The following is a 17250-nucleotide window of genomic DNA, read 5'->3' on the forward strand; positions in this document are numbered from 1 at the left end:
CATACCCTTAGCAAGCAACTGTGTTAACCCCAGTCCTTTCTTGACTACCGTCTTAAATTAAAAACTGGATAAATTAGAAATTTCAGTCTATCCAACTACGTTAAGCGAGCTTAACTAACAATCATAATAGCAACTAGCAGTAATCCAAAGTAAAACAATACCGGTAGGGCGTTTTCACGCAGTACCTGTCCCTCTTTGCCAGTTAGACCGACTACCCCACTTACCGCTACAATATTATGAATGCAAATCATGTTTCCGATCGAAGCCCCAATCACTTGTAGCGCCAACACAAGGTCAACATCCAGACCAGCATCCTTAGCCACACTTGCCTGTACCGGTGCAAATGTCAAGGTTGAAACAGTCGTACTGCCAGTTACAAATGATCCCAATCCACCTAACAGTGGTGCAATTCCGAGCCAAATTCCACTAAAGGCGTGCGCTAATTTTTCTGCCAAAAATTCTGGCATGCTAGCTAAAGAACTGGTATTAATCCCTGAATTAGTGAACACTTGAACCATTACCAGCGTTACTACCAACGCCAAAACAGTATACTTCATCGAAACAACTACTTGTTTGGTCTCCGTGCCAAAGTCCGCCCAAGATACCCGATGAATTAATAACGTTACAATCGCCACTAACACCAGCACCGTCCCTGGCGAAGCCAATAATAACCACTCGGAGTTAATCGTCTTAAAGCCCAAGATTTTCATCCAGGACAGGTTGACCTGGTTAGTTAAGAAATGATGGATTGCTGGTACAAATTTAGGTAAAACCAACAAAATCACCGTTAATACGTAGGGAAACCACGCTAGCCATAGCGGCATAGTCACTGACTCAGCCGAATTCAACTCACGAGACTGAGGCGTCTGCTGCCAAGGGTGTTTTTCAAGCTTGGCGGGTAGAAGGAAATGCAACCGAATCGTCAGAACTGCTAAGCCTAACGCCCCAATCGAACTAATAATGGCCACCATTTCGTGTCCCAAAAAATGTTGGGTTATCCAACCAATCCCGTTATAGCAAAAACCAATTAGCAAAGCCCACGGTGCTAATTCTAAGACGCTGCCAAGCTTATTTTTTTGCTGCTGATTTGGGAGTAATACGACTAGTAAAAAGATTAAAATTAATGGCAAAAACGTTCCACTAATTAATTCAACGGTCGTAATTTTGGTGCTAACGTTCTCCAGACCCCCAGCGGAGAGCGTATTACTAAGACCAACTGTCAACGGAGTCCCTACTGCGCCAAAAGAAGAAGCAGTCGAATCAGCAGCTAAGGCCAACACTACCGCAGACAACGGTTTAAAACCCAGTGCAATTAGCAGTGGCGCGGTTACCATTGCCGGGGTTCCAAACCCGGAAACCCCTTCAATTAAGGATCCAAAGAGAAAGGTCACAATCACTGCTTGCAGTCGCATATCCGTAGTTAATCGTGTAAACCCAAGGTTAATTCGTTGAATGGAATTAGTGAATTCCAAGGCTCGTAGCAACAGGAGTGCTCCAAATAAAATCCAAACAATCGGCAAACTCTTGTGAATTCCTTGCAATAAGGAAGCAGTTACGGCCAAAATCGGCATTTTCCAAAAGAAAAATCCGACTATCATAATCATGACAGCACTAATCCCCATCCCCTTGGGAGCAGGCCAATTTAAAACCCCCAAAAAGAATACTGGTAACAGAATTGGTAGCACCGACAGCAATAAATACATAAAAACCCCAATCTATCTTATTTTCTAAAAAGTCGGACAACATCACTAAATTTATTTTACGGGAGTTGGCTATACTTTTCAGCAACTAGCTCTCTATCCCGGCGGTAAGCATTCGATTATTTTTGCTGTTGTTGCCAATTGGTTAACTTATCAATGCAAAATTGGAGATAGGCGGGATTATGCTCGGGGTACAACGGCTCCGTTGGAGGAATCGGACTGATGGTTTCATAGGGCGGGCAACTTTTACCGCGATAACAGGCATCATACCAGTGCTCATCTGGATGGTATCCGCGCCGTTTCATTTCATCTAGCACTTTAACGTGAAATTGGTAGAGCTTATAAGGCGAATAATTAAAAACGTAATTAACCGTTGCATGTTTACGTCCCCACCCATTGCCGCGCAGAGCAGCGCATTCTCGATGTTGCCCTAACAGTTGCTGTCGTGGCAGGGTTGGGATTAAAGCCTCATGCCAGAGTCTCATAAATTACTCCTTTTTCAAATAAAAAAACAGTCCTGCCCATTCGCAAAACTGCTTACTAACTACATGGCTAAACTAACCGCTTGTCAAACCATTTAGCCAACAGCGATAAACTATAATTAACTACAAAATAGAGTGCTGCAATCGTAATAAACATCGGAACCATATATTTAGGGTTCTGCCCATAAATTACCTGAGAACGAAACATTAATTCAGGTAAAACGATTGCTGTCGCCAACGATGTATCCTTTACTAGCGAAATGAATTGGGAAATCAACGGTGGAATCGAGCGCTTCAACGCTTGGGGAAGAATAATGTACCAAAGCGTCTGCACCTTGTTCATCCCGGTTGAAAGGGCTCCCTCAGTCTGTCCAATTCCCACCGAAAGTAAGCCTCCGCGGATGATTTCTGCAACCATTGTCGCTTCAAAAACAGACATCGCAAAGACCGTTGCCGAAAAAGCATTCAGTTCAACTCCCAATTTTGGTAGCGCAAAGTAGGTGAAAAAGATAATTAACAGGAGGGGAAGATTTCGAATTGTGTTTACGATTAGGCGAACTGTTTTGGTAAAGTACGGAACTTTTTCATATAAAATAATTCCCAAAACAGAGCCGGCAATAAAGCTAATAATAATTGAGATTATGGAAACTCCCACGGTCACGCCTAGACCCTTAAGTAGATACTGGACGTTACTGGTACTAAATGCTCCACTCATCGAATAACCTCCTTTCCAATCCGATTTTCAAGTCGTTTGACCACCCAGGAAACGGAGGCCGTAATCAATAGATACAAAATTCCTACAATAATGTACGTATTAAATGGATCCAAGTTGGCCCCCGAAATAACATTTGCTTGGTACATCAAATCAAATCCCGCCACAAATGATAAAATCGAAGAATTTTTAACTAAGTTAATAAACTGATTCCCAAGTGAGGGAATTGCCAGCCGGAAACCTTGGGGTAAAACAATGTGGGTCATTGCTTGGGTATAGGTCAAACCATTTGACCGGGCACCCTCCATTTGACCAGCATCAACCGAAGCAATTCCTCCGCGCAAACACTCAGCAATAAAAGCTGATGTATAGAGAATTAACCCAATGGTTCCAGACCAAAAACCACCGATTTTAAAACTCGATGAAACTACGACGTAGAAAAACATAGTGATCACTAGCAACGGAATATTCCGAAAGAATTCGACAAAAGCGGTCCCAATGATTCGCAGACTACGGCTCGGTGCCAGTTCTAAAAGTGCAAAAATTGTCCCTAATAAGAGCGAGCCGACCAAGCCAATCACAGAGGAAAGGATCGTCACCCAGAAACCATTTAAAATGGTTTGCCAATTTTGTGTAAAAATATCGATCATTTTGTGAGCTCCCTCCAATCCAATCCCGGAATGTTTGAGAACCATTTCTGGATCAACCGGTTATAAGTGCCGTTGTCAATCGTTTCTTGTAACGCTCGATCTACCGCCTTGCGTAATGACGCCTGTCCTTTATTGACTGCTAACCCATATGGCTGGTTAGTAAAAGGTTTGCCCACAACTTGGGTATCATGACTCTGTTGGGCGAGCCCATACAAAATGGCATTATCGGTCGTAATGGCATCCCCTTGTCCAGATTCTAGGGCGCTTAAAGCCTGCGAGTTATCCGGCATGGCAATCACCTTAGCATTTGGCGCGAATTTCTTCATTGTATCCAGCGCCGTTGTTCCCATGATTCCAATTACCGTATATTTAGGATTATTTAAATCACGAATGCTCGTAACTGGTGACCCTTTTTTCACTAAAATAGATTGTCCCGCGGGAAAATATGACTTAGTAAAATCAACCACCTTGGCCCGTTCCGGCGTAATTGTCATCGATGCAGCTACTGCATCAACTTGGTTATTTTTTAGTAATTGAATTTTAGAATTCGTGGTTACTGGTGTGAACTCTGGTTTAATTGTGGTTCCTTGATCTTTTGCAATTTGCGCAGTTACTGCTCGGGCAATATCCACATCAAAGCCCTGACTTTCACCAGTTTTAGGATCAATCAAGCCAAATAGTCGGGTATCACACTTAACCCCCCACCGCATTGTGTGTGTTTCTTTGACGGTTTGCAGCTTATCAGTTCCCTTGAGTTGCTGCTTTTGCGCATTAATTCCAAAAAAGATGCCACCAATGATGACCAAGACTAGGATCACAGATGCCACTAGCCCGATGCGTTTTAGTTTAAATTTACTCATGCTAGGTCACCTCGATTTCTAATGATGCTCAACTTGTGATAAGAACTTACGAGCTCGTTCGCTCTTAGGATGTGCAAAGAAAGTATCCGTATGTTCGTCTTCCATGATCCGACCATCGGCCATAAAAATTACTCGGTCAGCAACGGCCTGCGCAAACTCCATTTCATGGGTCACCACCAGCATCGTCATGTCAGAATTTTTAGCAATGTCCCGCATAACGCTTAACACACTACCAACCATTTCTGGATCAAGAGCTGACGTCGGTTCATCGAACAATAGAACCTTGGGATCCATTGCTAATGAACGCGCAATTGCAATTCGTTGTTGCTGGCCTCCAGATAACTGGGCCGGATATTTGGGTGCCTGATCAGATAAGTCGACCCGTTTCAGGAGCTGCTGTGCAATTTTTTCGTTTTCTTCTGGCTTTCGTTTAAGCACTAAGCGTGGTGCTAACATAATATTTTCTAGAATTGTTTTGTTATTATATAAATTAAAATGTTGAAACACCATACCAACATCGGTTCGTAGTTGGTTTAAATTTGTCTGACTGCTAGACACATCGGCTCCATCAACTACTAATGAACCTTTCTGAATCGTTTCTAAACCATTAATCGTTCTCAAGAGGGTTGATTTCCCTGAACCAGAAGGTCCGATTAACACAACCGTCTCTCCAGCATCAATTTCTAAATTAATATCATGCAGGGCATGAAAATCCCCATAATATTTATCGACATCTTTAAATTTAATAATCGCTGACATTCGCATGTCCCTCCTTTTATTAGGAATTTATTAAGCAGTTATTTTCAATTTTACGTAACTTAGTAGCAAAAAACCAGCTTTTATGTTGCTTTTTGTAACATCTGAAGCTTGTCACGGTACTAACGACATCGTTTACTAGGCAACAACGTCGCTATAACGACCCCTAGAAGCAATAAAGTTCGTTTTGTCACTGCTTTCGTCGTCATATCGTTTCAACTCCTTACAATAAGGGTGACAATAACCGACTAAAATGTTGTTTAAAGTTCAACCAATGCGATTGACTAGCAAATACTGCTGTCGTTTGGGGCGTACTGGCAGCAACACTCTCAGCAAAGATCGCTTCAAACTGATCAGCCAACTCTTTATCATAGATAAAGGCATTACATTCAAAGTTAAGTTCAAAACTTCGATAATCTAAGTTAGCAGATCCGACTGATACAATTTCACCATCAACTACTACCGTTTTAGCGTGAATAAACCCTTGGTTATATGCGTAAACTTTAATCCCCAACTCTACTAGTCTTCGTGAATAGTACTGAGTCGCCCGATAAACAAAGGGATGATCTGGCATATTTGGTGTTACAATTTGGACGTCAACCCCTGACTGAACAGCAATTTTAAGGGCATCCAGAACTGAAGAATCTGGAATTAAATACGGCGTAGTAATCTTGATCGAATGTTCTGCCAAAGAAATCATCTTGATGTAACCAGTTTTAATCTGTTCTAACTGTGGATCCGGACCGCTAGACACAATTTGCATCATTGCAGCTCCCTGAGTCTCTATTTCTGGGAAATACTTGACACTTTGCACTGGCAAATTAGGATCAATGGCCGTCGTGGGATCTGTTCCGTTCCAATCTAGTAAAAAGCGAGATTGTAACCCATAAACTCCCTTACCATAGATTCTAATCATGCCGTCCCGCCAATTTCCAAATTTTGGTTTGCGACCTAGATACTGATCACCAATATTAAAACCACCAATATAGCCGTACTTTCCATCAATGACCACTACCTTGTGGTGATCGCGAAAGTTTACTCGCATATCGAGCAGATTAAACCGGTTGTGAAGAAACGGAAAAGCATGCCCACCAGCTTGCAGCAGCGGTTTAAAAAACTTTTGCGTGGTCCCTAAAGAACCCCAGTCATCATAAATAACCCGCACATCAACTCCCGCTTGGGCCTTCTTTACCAGCAAATCCAGCGTTTGATGACCGATTTTATCAGCATAAAACGTATAAAATTCAATGTTAATAGAACTTTCAGCGGCCTCGAGATCAGCAAAAAATTGTTTAAAGAATGGTTCCCCATCTGTATACGTCTCTACCTCGTTATTCGACAACAACGGGGCTGTATCTGAATTCATGAACATTTCAATCAAGCCAGAAGCTTTCTTAATAATCTGCTGATTCGTGGTCAATCCTGGTCCTTTGAGACCAGCCAACTCTTGCTTTTGTTCTTTGATTACTTGATCAACCTGACGACGGTTACTATCAGATAACCGTACTAATTGATTTTTGGGTAAGCGCCGCCCAAAAAAGGAATAAATGATAAATCCAACAACGGGAATCAAAATCAAAACTAGTAGCCAAGCCCACGTGGCTGCAATGTTTCTTGGCTGCCGAAAAACTGTTATTACTGCTGCAATCGTATTGATCACAATGATTGCTAAGAAAATTAGTAGAAAAATGTTCATATACTGGCTCCTCTCTCTACTATTTATCATACTAGAACCCTAGCAAAAATGTCGGGTTTTTTCGTTAGGCCAGTGGATCCCATGGCAACAGGGTTTGTGCTGGTTGTTCTAATACCAACTGGTCAGTTGCATCCAAGTAGTCACGCTTAACAACTACTTCATAGGTAAATTCATCCATCCAATTATCTGCCATTACAAAATAGCCTTTAACTCCAACTTGATCGCCCCAACTATTTTCAACTTTCCATTTAACCGGTTGTCCCTTTTGCAAATCAACCCCCGTGAGAGTCATCGCATGGCTAACTTCTGCATCATGCATGGAAAATCTTTCCGCTTTTGTGAGCTGTGGTTCAAGTCCAAACAACTGTGCTTCTTGGTATAGATCACGGTCCAATAAACCAGCCTGACGATCTGACTGCTGTAAGACATCATTACCAAACCAGACACTAATTCCTGCCTGCAATTGTTTAATAGCTGCCTGCTTAAGCTTACTCATTGGTAAATTAATAAATTCAATTTCACGCCCACCGACCACGTTGTTCTGACTAGGTAGGGCAAATTTTTGTTGCATCGGTTTGCTAGGATCATTACTTAAAACCACATATTGATCCAAATCATTCGAGAAATATTTTTGATAAAACTGGATCGGCGTAAGTCCCTGATCGAGCTGATATTGGTGCTGATCATCCCGGTACTCGAAGTCAAATTGCGCCGGTGGTTCCCCCAAACTTTCTGAAACCATTCGGTAAACGGTTGCAAGGGCCGCCGTTTTAGCTTGGTTAAGTTGTTCATCACTTGCTTGCTGTTGAATTAAATTTCTTAACTTTAGTGCATCACTGCGGAGGGTTCGGTTCAGTAATTGTTCAAGCGCTGCCGTATTTTCGGTGTTAGCAGTCTCTGGAAATGTTTCACGTGGAACAACTCCATATTTTTCAATTAGGGCCGCCGCCATCGCCCATTGTCCCCCATCGGACCCTGGATTATCCAGATAATAAGAAACTTCTCGATCATGAACTGGTTGGTTGGCAAGTGCAATCATGCGATCATAAAAAATATTAGCACGCTCCAATTTGTCCCAAAAAAACAAGTAACTTTCTGATAGCTCAAAATCTTTAAAGTGATATTGTGCTGCAAATTGGTGGCGCAGCGTATTTAAAATCGAAAAAAGCCAACACCGTCCGCTTTTCTTTTGATTAGCAACCTTGCCCGTCGGTAACTCAATTGAAAATGTTCGATTCAACTTTGCCGGCACCTGAGCATTGTAGGCTGCCTGTTTAATCCCGTTTTTAGCCACTGCATTAGTAATCATCCGATAATCCGGACGAGCATGAAGCTGAGCTTGCAAGCTCTGAATAACATCTGGCGTAAGGGGGTGATTGAACTCTGTCATGAGGTTTGCTCCTTTAAATTTTAGTTGTCATTCTAGCCGTTTCTCAATAAAATAGCAATTTCAGAAAATAAAAAAGCTGATTAATTATAATCAGCTTTTTTATTAACTTCGATCATTTACATTTTCACGTTGTTGCTTAGTGGTTGACCATGGGAAGGTTTTCACGACCCCAATGACCTTGTCCTGAGGAACAAAGCCCCAGTACCGGCTATCATTTGACACCGAACGATGATCTCCTAGAACAAAATACTTTCCTTGTGGAACCTTCATCGCACCATTGTCCTTTGACCAGTTGGTTGAAAGTGATTTCAAATCCCAATTTCCTGGCTGGGCTTCATATTCGGTTCCCTTGCGCTGTTCCGTTTTACTGATGTAACCCTGGTCGACCACTTTACCATTAATCAAAATCTTACCATTTTGAAAAGCGACGGTATCCCCGGGCATCCCCACAACACGCTTGACATAATCTGTCCCGGCAGTTCCCAGGATTCGTTTAGTAAAACTAGTGTTTGCTGCTGCATCCGGATCAACTCCTGATGCATTAAAGACAATTACACTGTTTCGCTTGATTTTTGCCTGTCGCCAAGCAATGATGCGCTCATTATTGACGAGGTTTGGTTCCATTGACGGACCATCAACCCGCGCCATTGTGAACACAAATTGTCGAATTAGCAATGCAATTGCTAGTCCAATTACAATTGGAATTATCCAGCTAAAAATACTTTTAAAGGTTTTCATTCTGAGCTCCTTGCTTCTTTTTCACTATTACCCACTATTTTAACACTAATGGCTATGTTTCCGTAAAAAGGAAGTTTTTTCATCCCAAACCGCTTGATTCATAAACCCAGCTGGTCCGTGAGCAACATCTGGTAATATCCGTAATTCAACCTTTTCCTTTCCAATAACCGCCGTCAACTCTGCAGCTAAGTTAATGGTTTGTAAGTAAGGGACAACCCGATCACCCGTCCCCGCATACAGCAAGGTCGGAACCATGTTGTTCGTAAAATAGGTGGCCGGGTTGGCTTGCGCATTTCGCTCCAAAACTTTGTCGGGACGTTGAAAACCTAGCATTACTCCTTCAAAGGAATCAGCGGCTCCCGTTTCAGCAAACTTGGGCGTTTGTCCTAGCACCGCAAATTGCGGTTTCATCAGGGCCAAATCATAGGGACCGTAAGAAGCAATAACTCCCTGCACTTGGTCAGAATATTTAAAATTACCTCCAAATGAACTAATCAATTTCCCAGCAGTAGTACTAGCAGCGGTCACCATCGCCAACTGTGCTCCAGAAGATTCTCCCGTTAAGAAGATCTGCCGCGGATTGAGGTGATAGCTAGCGGCGTGGGCCTTTACCCATCTGATAACCGCTTTTAACTCGTAAATTGGGGTTGGAAACGGAGCCATGTAGCTTAAAGAATAGTCGGGGCTGACCACGGCAAAGCCTCGTCGGAGCAATTGCAAGGCCCCGTTTAGTTTTTGCGAACTACGCTGTCCAAAATACATCCCGCCCCCATAAATATCAATAATCACTGGATATTGTTCTAAAGCCTGGTTTGGTAAATATAAATCTAGTTGATGACGTTCCCCTTCAGCATAGTTCAGTGACAAGAACTGCCGGTTGATTCCAACAGTCTCAGCCGGCACAAATGTCGGGGTTCGATCAATAAAGCGTTCCATCTTAAATCACTTCCTTCATGGGTACATGATTAAAATTTTTGTATTAACTTCGCTAAGAAGATTGTCACAATTAAGAGATCGGCTGAGCCACCCAAACTCAGCTTTTGGAGTGCAAAATCATGACAGATTTGTTGCCACTGCTGCTGTGGAAACTGCTTAGTTTGGGAGTAAGTTACCAGTAGCTTTTGCCATTGACCATGAACGGTGGCCACAATCTGTCGATTACCCGCCCGCTTAATTAAATTACTATCGTTGCTATTAGTAACAATTGCTATTAATGCTAACAATAAACGCTCGTTGGTACTCCCTTGACTATCAACGAGCCAAGGCAGCCCAAAGTTCATTACCGTTGCAAATCCGGTTTCTGCCTCTCCTCGAATTCCCGTTGTCCCGTACTGTAAATACTGCCGTTCCCCCGCCGTCTGGGGCGGTCGTTGCTGCAAAACAGCAAAATCTTTGCGAACTAGGTCTTTCGTAAGGAGACGTTCCCTAGTTATTACGGCAGATAAAGTCGGCTGCGCTAGCTGTTGCACCGTTAGTGCAACGGTTGCCACTAAAATCCCTAGCGCAAAGATGGCCCCTTTATGCGTATTAACCTGCTTGGTTACTTGATACATTCGCTTTTCTGCAGTTTTCCCTAAAGGTCGTAGTTCCTGAAACAACTGCGTTAAATCTTTTTTTTGAAATTGAGCCCCACAGCGATAACAAGCTTGTAAATATGGCTGCATCGCCAGCGCACTATCAATAAAGTTAAACACATTCATATCAGGATGACTAGCATTTCCCGTCGGATCTACTAGCCCGGGCTTGGGATTCGCCGTCACTTCGTAGAGAAGCGCCTTAATTGCCACCTGCACCACGTCGGCCTGACTCGTTTGGGTGAGTGGCTGTTCGCTTAGTCTACTTGTCATCTTGAAACACCTCGTAATACAGCTGGTTCACATATGCTTGGAGCGCTTCTACAGAATGCGTCCGGTTCCGACCACATTCCTTAGCCAGACGACCACACAAAAAGCAAGTCCGCTTGGAAGCTGATAACTCCGCTCGATGGTAGGTTCCATGCGTCCGATTAAGCACATCCACATCAAATAACCGCCCCAGGTGATCGTGATCTTCAAACCTAACCGCCACGTGTTTGACGTCACTAGCAGCCCTCGTCACCACCAACCATGCTTCTGGTCCCGTTGGCGCTACCTCGGTCTTAGTCTTAATAATCGGCGTCAAGGTAGTTAGCTGGTCCATAAACCGCTGATAACCCACCTGAAATAGCTGTTCAATCTCTGAATTCGTCTTAATTGGTCCTGGAATGTTGAGTTTAATCGCCACCACGGTGGCATCTGGAAATTCTCGCAATAACTGTTGTTGGTAGCGGACTCGTTTGTCTTTATTGTGCAATACCTCGGCAATGGTTTGCGGAGTGCCTTTTTTAAAAATATTAATTGTCATCTAATTCCTCACAAAAAAGCTGCTATCAAATAGACAGCAGCCACTTTATAATTTTAATCTTTACGCTGTTTAATGGCATCGATAATTGAGCCATCACGATATTCCACAAGCGCAACCGTCCGATCAGTAAACTCTAATGGGGCTTCTGTACCAACAATTTGTTGGGCTAGCTCGGCTAACTCATCAATCGAATAGATTTGGAGTCCCGGTACGTTTTGCAACTGTGCTAATAAATCTGGTCGTTGCGGATTTACAGCAATTCCACGTTCTGTTACTAAAACATCAACGGAGCTTCCGGGAGTGACCACGGTATTCGCACTCTTAACAACTGAGGGAATACGACCTCGTACTAATGGAGTACAAATGATGGTTAGCTTGGCAGTGGCTGCATCTTGATGACCACCGACCGCTCCGCGAATAATTCCATCAGCACCAGTCAAGACATTGACATTAAAGTCCGTATCAATTTCTAGCGCACTCAAAATGGAAACATCCAACTGATCCACCATGGCGGCTTTATTATCGGGATCAGCATACCAAGAAGCATCGATTTCTTGTTGATTTAAATTGTTTTTCATGGACTGCGCTGCCACTTTATCAAAGTCTTGGACGTCCATCAATTTATCAATCAAGCCCGCTTCTAGTAGCTCCACCATTGGATTAGTAATCCCACCTAATCCAAACGAAGCATGGATATTACTTGCTTCCATGGCAGCTCGCAAGTAACGAGTAACTGCCAAAGCAGCTCCACCAGAACCAGTTTGAAACGAGAATCCATCTTTAAAGTAGCTTGAATTAGTAATTACATCACTTACTAAGTTAGCAATCTTTAAATTTTTAGGATCTTTCGTAAAGCGGGTAGCTCCTGAACCAATTTTATCCGGATCACCAACCTGATCAACCTCTACCACGTAATCAACTTGAGTTTGTTTGATAGAAGCAGGGGTGTTGGGATAATCAACTAGATTATCGGTTAGCAAAACCACTTTGTTAGCATAGTTGGCATCCATCAAAGCATAGCCTAAAGAACCAAAGGCTTCATCGCCATAACTACCATTGGCATTTCCACAACGATCCGCATTAGGAACTCCCAAGAAAGCGACGTCAATCTTAATTTCGCCGTTTTCGATGGCTCGTGCCCGACCACCATGTGACCGGAAAATCACCGGCTTAGCTAGCAAACCATGTGAGACTGCATCTCCTAGCGAGCCCCGCATTCCAGAAGTTGTGATGGCAGTTACCGTTCCCTGTTTGATTGCTTCAATTGCAACGTCATTCATAACTCCTGTTAGTGAAGAAGGGGCCAAGGTGAGGTTCTTGATTCCTAGTTCCATGATAATTTTCATTACTTGGTTAAAAACAAAGTCTCCATTACGGAAATGATGATGAAAAGAGATCGTCATACCATCATGAACATTTTCTTGAATAATTTTTTTCAAATCATTCGTAACTTTATCATTTCCGGTTGACAACCGGACCTGAGGAGCAGTCCGTTGAACTTCAGGGTTCCCAATTTCGGTGGTTTGAAATGGGGTCAGTTGTAACTGTTCCATGACGTCTGCTGGTAACGTTCGACCTAACTTATTTTCCAATGTAATGACCCTCCTTGTCGACAATTCCAGATGCTTGGGCTAGTTTCATAACTCGTTCAGCCCGCAAAACCACAGGTCGATCAACCATCTGACCGTTCATAGAAATAACTCCAGAACCAGCTTGATGTGCTCGTTCAATGGCAGCAATAACATTTTGAGCGTTTTTAACTTGAGCCTCAGTTGGTTCAAAAACCGAATTAATTACTGGAATTTGTCGCGGATTAATAACCGACTTTCCATCGTAACCTAATTGATGAATATACTCGGTTTCATCAATCAATCCCTGCGTATTATCAACATCCGTATATACCGTGTCAAACGCAGAAATATGCGCTGCCCGCGCCGCATGAATAATCATGTTTCTGGCGAATTCTAATTCCTTGCCATCTGGATAACGGTGCGTCTGCAAATCAGTAGTATAGTCTTCTGCTGATAACGCTACCCCAATCATCCGCTCAGAGGCCTTAGCAATTGCGGGTACATTTAAAACGCCTTCAGCACTTTCAATGGCTGCCATAATGTGCGTGCTCCCCACTGGTCGACCGAAGCGTTGTTCTGCCTCAGCAACTAGTGACTCCATCTCTTTAATCATTGCAGCATTTTCAGTTTTAGGAATCCGGATGACATCAATTCCGGCTTTAACCATTGCCAAAACATCAGCTTTGACAAATTCAGTATCCAAACCATTAACTCGAACCACCAGTTCGGTATCACCGTAGTCAACCGTTTTCAATGCCTCATAGACTAATGTCCGAGCAGAATCCTTTTCTGCCAGTGAAACCGCATCCTCTAAATCAAACATAATCGAGTCAGCTCCGTAAATACCAGCGTCTTTCAGCATTCCCGCATTGTTTCCAGGAACAAACATCATGGTTCGCCGTAACCGATCTTGTTTAAAAACCATTAGAGTACCTCCCATGCTGGTTCAGCACTAGTTTGCAGTGCTCGTTGAATGGCAGTAATTGTTCGAGCCTTGATGACACAGTCCAATGCGCCTTGATCAACGGCTTTAATTTTGACATTTTCAAGCTGAAAGTCATTGGCAATCTGCGCAATTGTTGCTTTAATCTGTGTCCCAAAACGCTCGGCGACATCGGAGGTCAATTCGATTTGTACACCAGCAGTTCCTTGGCTAACCGTAATTTGAATATCTGATGACTCTAACGTACCGTCGATGGCGGTCTGTTTAATTTCCATCAATCTTCATTCCTTTCTTAATCCGCTGCTGTAATTCTTCTAAATGATTATTTAAAAATGTATACGTTGAAACCGGAACAATGGCTTGAACGCTTTTAATCATATCATTTTTTATCGCATACCGAACCACCCGTGCGGAGATTACCTGACCGTCAGGAGCTGTTTTGCGCGGTAAGACGGTCACACGAACTGCTGGTGGTAGAACTCGTTGTAACACTTGGTTATATGTGTCAGTCGTTTTAGACTGCGGTTCTGTTCCTAAAAAGCGGGTGGCAATCCCAATTTCTGGAGCAATGCGTTCCTTGAAAATGAGTGCATCAATCGTCGTTTGATAAACGATTTTATCCGTGGTCGCTGAAAGAAAATAGGCTGGAAACGTCGCATAGCTCACCAGATAATCAGCCCCTGGTACCACGATAACGTTTTTTAAATCAGCCGTCCCCGCCCGCACCAAGTCCAGCCGTTCCTTCGCACTAAACAACGACCGATTAGTACTGACAACAAAGACATAGACTCGATCACACTGGGTAGCAGCTTGTTCCACTAAAAAACGATGACCCAAAGTAAACGGGTTAGCATTCATAACAATTGCACCAGCTTGTCCACTGGAATCGTGAGGAAGCTTGGCTAGATAATCTGAAATGCTGGTATCACCTGTTTCCAAAAAGGCGGCAGTTTCACTGTGAACAATCTCTTGAAAGCCGACTCTTTGAAAACTAAGCGAGTATTGTGGCTTGGTATAAACCAGCACATGGAAAATTCCCCGTTGACTCAGATTCGTCAGTAATGCTGAAACCACTCGATTAAAATAACCAGCACTCTCTAAATCCGTATGGTTAACTGCAACATACTTTAAAATATTGCCTGCCGCAGACCCAGTCGCCACTAACTGTCCATCACTAAACAATCCCAGGGTTTGATCTAACTGGCTAACTTCCGTATCAGAAAAATCCTGAATGCCTAATCCAATTAAGAAGTCTTCCCACTGCCTTTTACTATCTTCTGCTTGGAGATTGAGCGCTCTAATTTCTGGATTCACGTCACCACCTACTTCTCTGTATTATTTTCTAACTCCATGACTGCTTGCGAAACCGTTTGAACCACCCCGGCGTCAAAAACTCCGGGCACAATTGTTTGAGCAGTTGGCGTTGCAATCATCCCGGCCAGCGCCTTTGCAACCGTGGCTTCCATGGCAGGCGTCACACTTTTAATGCCACTCTGTAATAATCCTCGATACAAGCCGGGAAAAGCTAAGATATTATTAACTTGGTTAGGATACTTGCTAGAGCCAGTGGCCACGACCGTCGCACCAGCTGCTCTAGCTTCTTCTGGATCAATCTCTGGGACTGGATTAGCCAACGCAAAAATGATCGGTTGTGCTGCCATCCGCTGAACTTGTTGGGGACTTAAAACGTTGGCTACTGATAAACCAATAAAAACGTCCTGGTCAGCAATCACATCATCTAAGGTTTCCCCAGCCACTCCTTGAAAGTTCTGCGCCAAATCAGTTTGATAATGATTGTAATTTTGGCTATCAGGATGAACGACTCCATCGACATCGACCAACGTTAACCGCTTCAGTCCAACTGCATCTAACAAACGAGCTGTTGCTACTCCGGAGGCGCCGACCCCGTTTAAGACAACTTTTAGCTCTGACAGTGGCTTTTGAACCACTCGTGCAGCATTGATTAGCCCAGCTAGAATCACAATCGCCGTTCCTTCTTGATCATCATGATAAACTGGTATATCAACCAGTTTTCGCAATTCTTCTTCTAATTCAAAACACTTTGGTGCCGCAATATCTTCTAGATGAAATCCTGCAAAGGAAGGGGCGATCGCCTGTAAATGGTGCGCCATAGTTGTAGCATCCTCTGGTTCCAATGCTAACGGAACGGCATCTACTTGAGCTAAATCTTTATACAGCAACGCCTTGCCTTCTACAATCGGTAACCCTGCTCCTGGTCCGATGTTTCCTAGACCCAAAACAGCAGTTCCATCAGTCACAACTGCCACTAGCTTCCCGCTCATCGTGTAAACATCCTTTAGTTTAGGATCTTTTTGGATGGCCTTTGCGACCTGAGCCACGCCCGGTGTATAAGCCAAGCCCAATTCCTCCTTGTTTTCAACGGGGAAATCTCCTTCAATTCCTAAAATTCCGGTATGTTTCTTGTGTATTTCAAAAACATCATCTGTCATCGTGGTTCCTCCATTAGAAGTTTCTTATAATAATTATCTGGATTTTCAAGCCGCACCAACTGTTGCTAAAAATGATAACAAAGTTTGATTAAATTGGCAGGGCTGTTCTGCCATAACTAAATGCCCAGCATTCATAATAGTCGTCGCCTGTACCAACGGGTTCATTTGCTCCATGACATTTCCAACCGCTACTGGGAAAAAGGGCGAGTGGTCGCCTGTAACCACCAGCAACGGCTTTTGCAGGCTCGTGACAACATCGCGCCAATCCTGCGTTGCATGATCAAGTAATAGGGGATAATTTAACTCTGCATCGTAAGGGTATTGTTGTTTCAGAGTTTGCAATTTTGCAAACAATTGATCATCAAAATTATGATAGGTCGGCTTCCCTAAGGGCTGGCGAAGCCGCATATGAAAGTCATCCCAATGTAAATCAGTAAAACCATACTGCCATTGATCATCATTAATCATCTTAGGACTTTGATCAACATCTACTAGGGCTGCCACCTCTTGCTCCCCAAACAAAGAAACGTAAGCAAACATGGTCGCTGCCCCCATCGAATTACCCATTAAAATGGGATGTTTCACGTGTAACTTTATTAATAATTCCCGCAGATCCATTGCATGCCGAGTAATTCGCAATCCCTTTCTAGTATGTTCCGACTGACCCTGATTCCGCGCGTCAATATTAATAACCCGGTAGTTTTTCGCTACTAGGGCCTGAATGGTTGCTTGCCAATATTCCTTGTACGCTCCGATTCCAGAAAGAATCACAACTGGTGTTTGCGTTGAATTGCCAAAATCATCATAGGCAATTTCAATCCGATCATTCGTATAGAATTTCATCGTGCGTCCTCCCTTTATCGCAAGGCTATATTTGTATTATAAACAAAAAAACCAGC

18 protein-coding genes are annotated in these 17250 nt (G+C 43.3%); all 18 read right to left on the reverse strand.

The features are described from left to right. Window positions 1-110: 110 nt before the first annotated feature. The 18 genes from B808_RS02805 to B808_RS02890 all read right to left on the reverse strand — a co-directional run bounded on the left by B808_RS02805 (window position 111) and on the right by B808_RS02890 (window position 17194). Window positions 111-1703, reverse strand: a complete 1593-nt coding sequence (locus B808_RS02805; protein WP_009166424.1) for an L-lactate permease — start codon at window positions 1701-1703, stop codon at window positions 111-113. A 116-nt stretch (window positions 1704-1819) separates the two neighbouring features. Beyond that, window positions 1820-2185: a TIGR02328 family protein gene (locus tag B808_RS02810; RefSeq protein WP_009166423.1), complete on the reverse strand. Its 366-nt coding sequence runs from the start codon at window positions 2183-2185 to the stop codon at window positions 1820-1822. A gap of 67 nt (window positions 2186-2252) precedes the next feature. Next, entirely contained in the window at window positions 2253-2897 is a 645-nt protein-coding gene (locus tag B808_RS02815; RefSeq protein WP_035421817.1) for an amino acid ABC transporter permease, read from the reverse strand. Next, complete coding sequence (locus tag B808_RS02820; protein WP_035421819.1) at window positions 2894-3544, reverse strand: amino acid ABC transporter permease; 651 nt, start codon at window positions 3542-3544, stop codon at window positions 2894-2896. Before B808_RS02820 ends, B808_RS02815 begins: the two co-directional genes overlap by 4 nt. Further along, window positions 3541-4404 carry a transporter substrate-binding domain-containing protein gene (locus B808_RS02825; protein ID WP_009166422.1) on the reverse strand — a complete coding sequence of 288 codons (864 nt, stop codon included), beginning with the start codon at window positions 4402-4404 and terminating at the stop codon, window positions 3541-3543. The genes B808_RS02820 and B808_RS02825 overlap by 4 nt, the downstream gene beginning before the upstream one ends. 18 nt (window positions 4405-4422) lie before the next feature. Further along, complete coding sequence (locus B808_RS02830) at window positions 4423-5163, reverse strand: amino acid ABC transporter ATP-binding protein (protein WP_009166421.1); 741 nt, start codon at window positions 5161-5163, stop codon at window positions 4423-4425. A 220-nt stretch (window positions 5164-5383) separates the two neighbouring features. Then, window positions 5384-6856 carry a cardiolipin synthase gene (gene cls, locus B808_RS02835; RefSeq protein WP_035421820.1) on the reverse strand — a complete coding sequence of 491 codons (1473 nt, stop codon included), beginning with the start codon at window positions 6854-6856 and terminating at the stop codon, window positions 5384-5386. 64 nt (window positions 6857-6920) lie between these two features. After that, on the reverse strand, window positions 6921-8246 hold the full coding sequence (locus tag B808_RS02840; RefSeq protein WP_035421823.1) for a C1 family peptidase: 1326 nt from the start codon (window positions 8244-8246) through the stop codon (window positions 6921-6923). A 102-nt stretch (window positions 8247-8348) separates the two neighbouring features. Continuing rightward, on the reverse strand, window positions 8349-8984 hold the full coding sequence (gene lepB, locus B808_RS02845; RefSeq protein WP_035421827.1) for a signal peptidase I: 636 nt from the start codon (window positions 8982-8984) through the stop codon (window positions 8349-8351). 45 nt (window positions 8985-9029) lie between these two features. Beyond that, entirely contained in the window at window positions 9030-9920 is an 891-nt protein-coding gene (locus B808_RS02850) for an alpha/beta hydrolase (RefSeq protein WP_035421828.1), read from the reverse strand. A 29-nt stretch (window positions 9921-9949) separates the two neighbouring features. After that, on the reverse strand, window positions 9950-10831 hold the full coding sequence (gene citG, locus B808_RS02855) for a triphosphoribosyl-dephospho-CoA synthase CitG (RefSeq protein WP_051393798.1): 882 nt from the start codon (window positions 10829-10831) through the stop codon (window positions 9950-9952). After that, window positions 10821-11366: a citrate lyase holo-[acyl-carrier protein] synthase gene (gene citX / locus B808_RS02860; protein WP_009166415.1), complete on the reverse strand. Its 546-nt coding sequence runs from the start codon at window positions 11364-11366 to the stop codon at window positions 10821-10823. Before citX ends, citG begins: the two co-directional genes overlap by 11 nt. Before the next feature lie 53 nt (window positions 11367-11419). Continuing rightward, entirely contained in the window at window positions 11420-12958 is a 1539-nt protein-coding gene (gene citF / locus B808_RS02865) for a citrate lyase subunit alpha (RefSeq protein ID WP_035421829.1), read from the reverse strand. Beyond that, window positions 12948-13862, reverse strand: coding sequence for a citrate (pro-3S)-lyase subunit beta (citE, locus tag B808_RS02870; RefSeq protein WP_009166413.1), 915 nt, complete (start codon window positions 13860-13862; stop codon window positions 12948-12950). Before citE ends, citF begins: the two co-directional genes overlap by 11 nt. After that, window positions 13862-14155, reverse strand: coding sequence for a citrate lyase acyl carrier protein (gene citD / locus B808_RS02875; protein ID WP_009166412.1), 294 nt, complete (start codon window positions 14153-14155; stop codon window positions 13862-13864). Before citD ends, citE begins: the two co-directional genes overlap by 1 nt. Then, window positions 14145-15194, reverse strand: a complete 1050-nt coding sequence (citC, locus tag B808_RS02880) for a [citrate (pro-3S)-lyase] ligase (protein WP_035421830.1) — start codon at window positions 15192-15194, stop codon at window positions 14145-14147. The genes citD and citC overlap by 11 nt, the downstream gene beginning before the upstream one ends. A gap of 8 nt (window positions 15195-15202) precedes the next feature. After that, window positions 15203-16351, reverse strand: coding sequence for an NAD(P)-dependent malic enzyme (locus tag B808_RS02885; RefSeq protein WP_035421832.1), 1149 nt, complete (start codon window positions 16349-16351; stop codon window positions 15203-15205). A 45-nt stretch (window positions 16352-16396) separates the two neighbouring features. Then, window positions 16397-17194, reverse strand: a complete 798-nt coding sequence (locus tag B808_RS02890; RefSeq protein WP_035421834.1) for an alpha/beta fold hydrolase — start codon at window positions 17192-17194, stop codon at window positions 16397-16399. Between the last annotated feature and the right edge of the window lie 56 nt (window positions 17195-17250).

The sequence above is a fragment of the Fructilactobacillus florum 8D genome (genome assembly GCF_000512295.1).
GTDB lineage: Bacteria > Bacillota > Bacilli > Lactobacillales > Lactobacillaceae > Fructilactobacillus > Fructilactobacillus florum.

What these genes read in the sequence shown, in the direction of transcription:
- B808_RS02805 (WP_009166424.1), bottom strand. Translation starts at nt 1,703, where the DNA reads ATGTATTTATTGCTGTCGGTGCTACCAATTCTGTTACCAGTATTCTTT.
- B808_RS02810 (WP_009166423.1), bottom strand. Translation starts at nt 2,185, where the DNA reads ATGAGACTCTGGCATGAGGCTTTAATCCCAACCCTGCCACGACAGCAA.
- B808_RS02815 (WP_035421817.1), bottom strand. Translation starts at nt 2,897, where the DNA reads ATGAGTGGAGCATTTAGTACCAGTAACGTCCAGTATCTACTTAAGGGT.
- B808_RS02820 (WP_035421819.1), bottom strand. Translation starts at nt 3,544, where the DNA reads ATGATCGATATTTTTACACAAAATTGGCAAACCATTTTAAATGGTTTC.
- B808_RS02825 (WP_009166422.1), bottom strand. Translation starts at nt 4,404, where the DNA reads ATGAGTAAATTTAAACTAAAACGCATCGGGCTAGTGGCATCTGTGATC.
- B808_RS02830 (WP_009166421.1), bottom strand. Translation starts at nt 5,163, where the DNA reads ATGTCAGCGATTATTAAATTTAAAGATGTCGATAAATATTATGGGGAT.
- cls (WP_035421820.1), bottom strand. Translation starts at nt 6,856, where the DNA reads ATGAACATTTTTCTACTAATTTTCTTAGCAATCATTGTGATCAATACG.
- B808_RS02840 (WP_035421823.1), bottom strand. Translation starts at nt 8,246, where the DNA reads ATGACAGAGTTCAATCACCCCCTTACGCCAGATGTTATTCAGAGCTTG.
- lepB (WP_035421827.1), bottom strand. Translation starts at nt 8,984, where the DNA reads ATGAAAACCTTTAAAAGTATTTTTAGCTGGATAATTCCAATTGTAATT.
- B808_RS02850 (WP_035421828.1), bottom strand. Translation starts at nt 9,920, where the DNA reads ATGGAACGCTTTATTGATCGAACCCCGACATTTGTGCCGGCTGAGACT.
- citG (WP_051393798.1), bottom strand. Translation starts at nt 10,831, where the DNA reads ATGACAAGTAGACTAAGCGAACAGCCACTCACCCAAACGAGTCAGGCC.
- citX (WP_009166415.1), bottom strand. Translation starts at nt 11,366, where the DNA reads ATGACAATTAATATTTTTAAAAAAGGCACTCCGCAAACCATTGCCGAG.
- citE (WP_009166413.1), bottom strand. Translation starts at nt 13,862, where the DNA reads ATGGTTTTTAAACAAGATCGGTTACGGCGAACCATGATGTTTGTTCCT.
- citD (WP_009166412.1), bottom strand. Translation starts at nt 14,155, where the DNA reads ATGGAAATTAAACAGACCGCCATCGACGGTACGTTAGAGTCATCAGAT.
- B808_RS02885 (WP_035421832.1), bottom strand. Translation starts at nt 16,351, where the DNA reads ATGACAGATGATGTTTTTGAAATACACAAGAAACATACCGGAATTTTA.
- B808_RS02890 (WP_035421834.1), bottom strand. Translation starts at nt 17,194, where the DNA reads ATGAAATTCTATACGAATGATCGGATTGAAATTGCCTATGATGATTTT.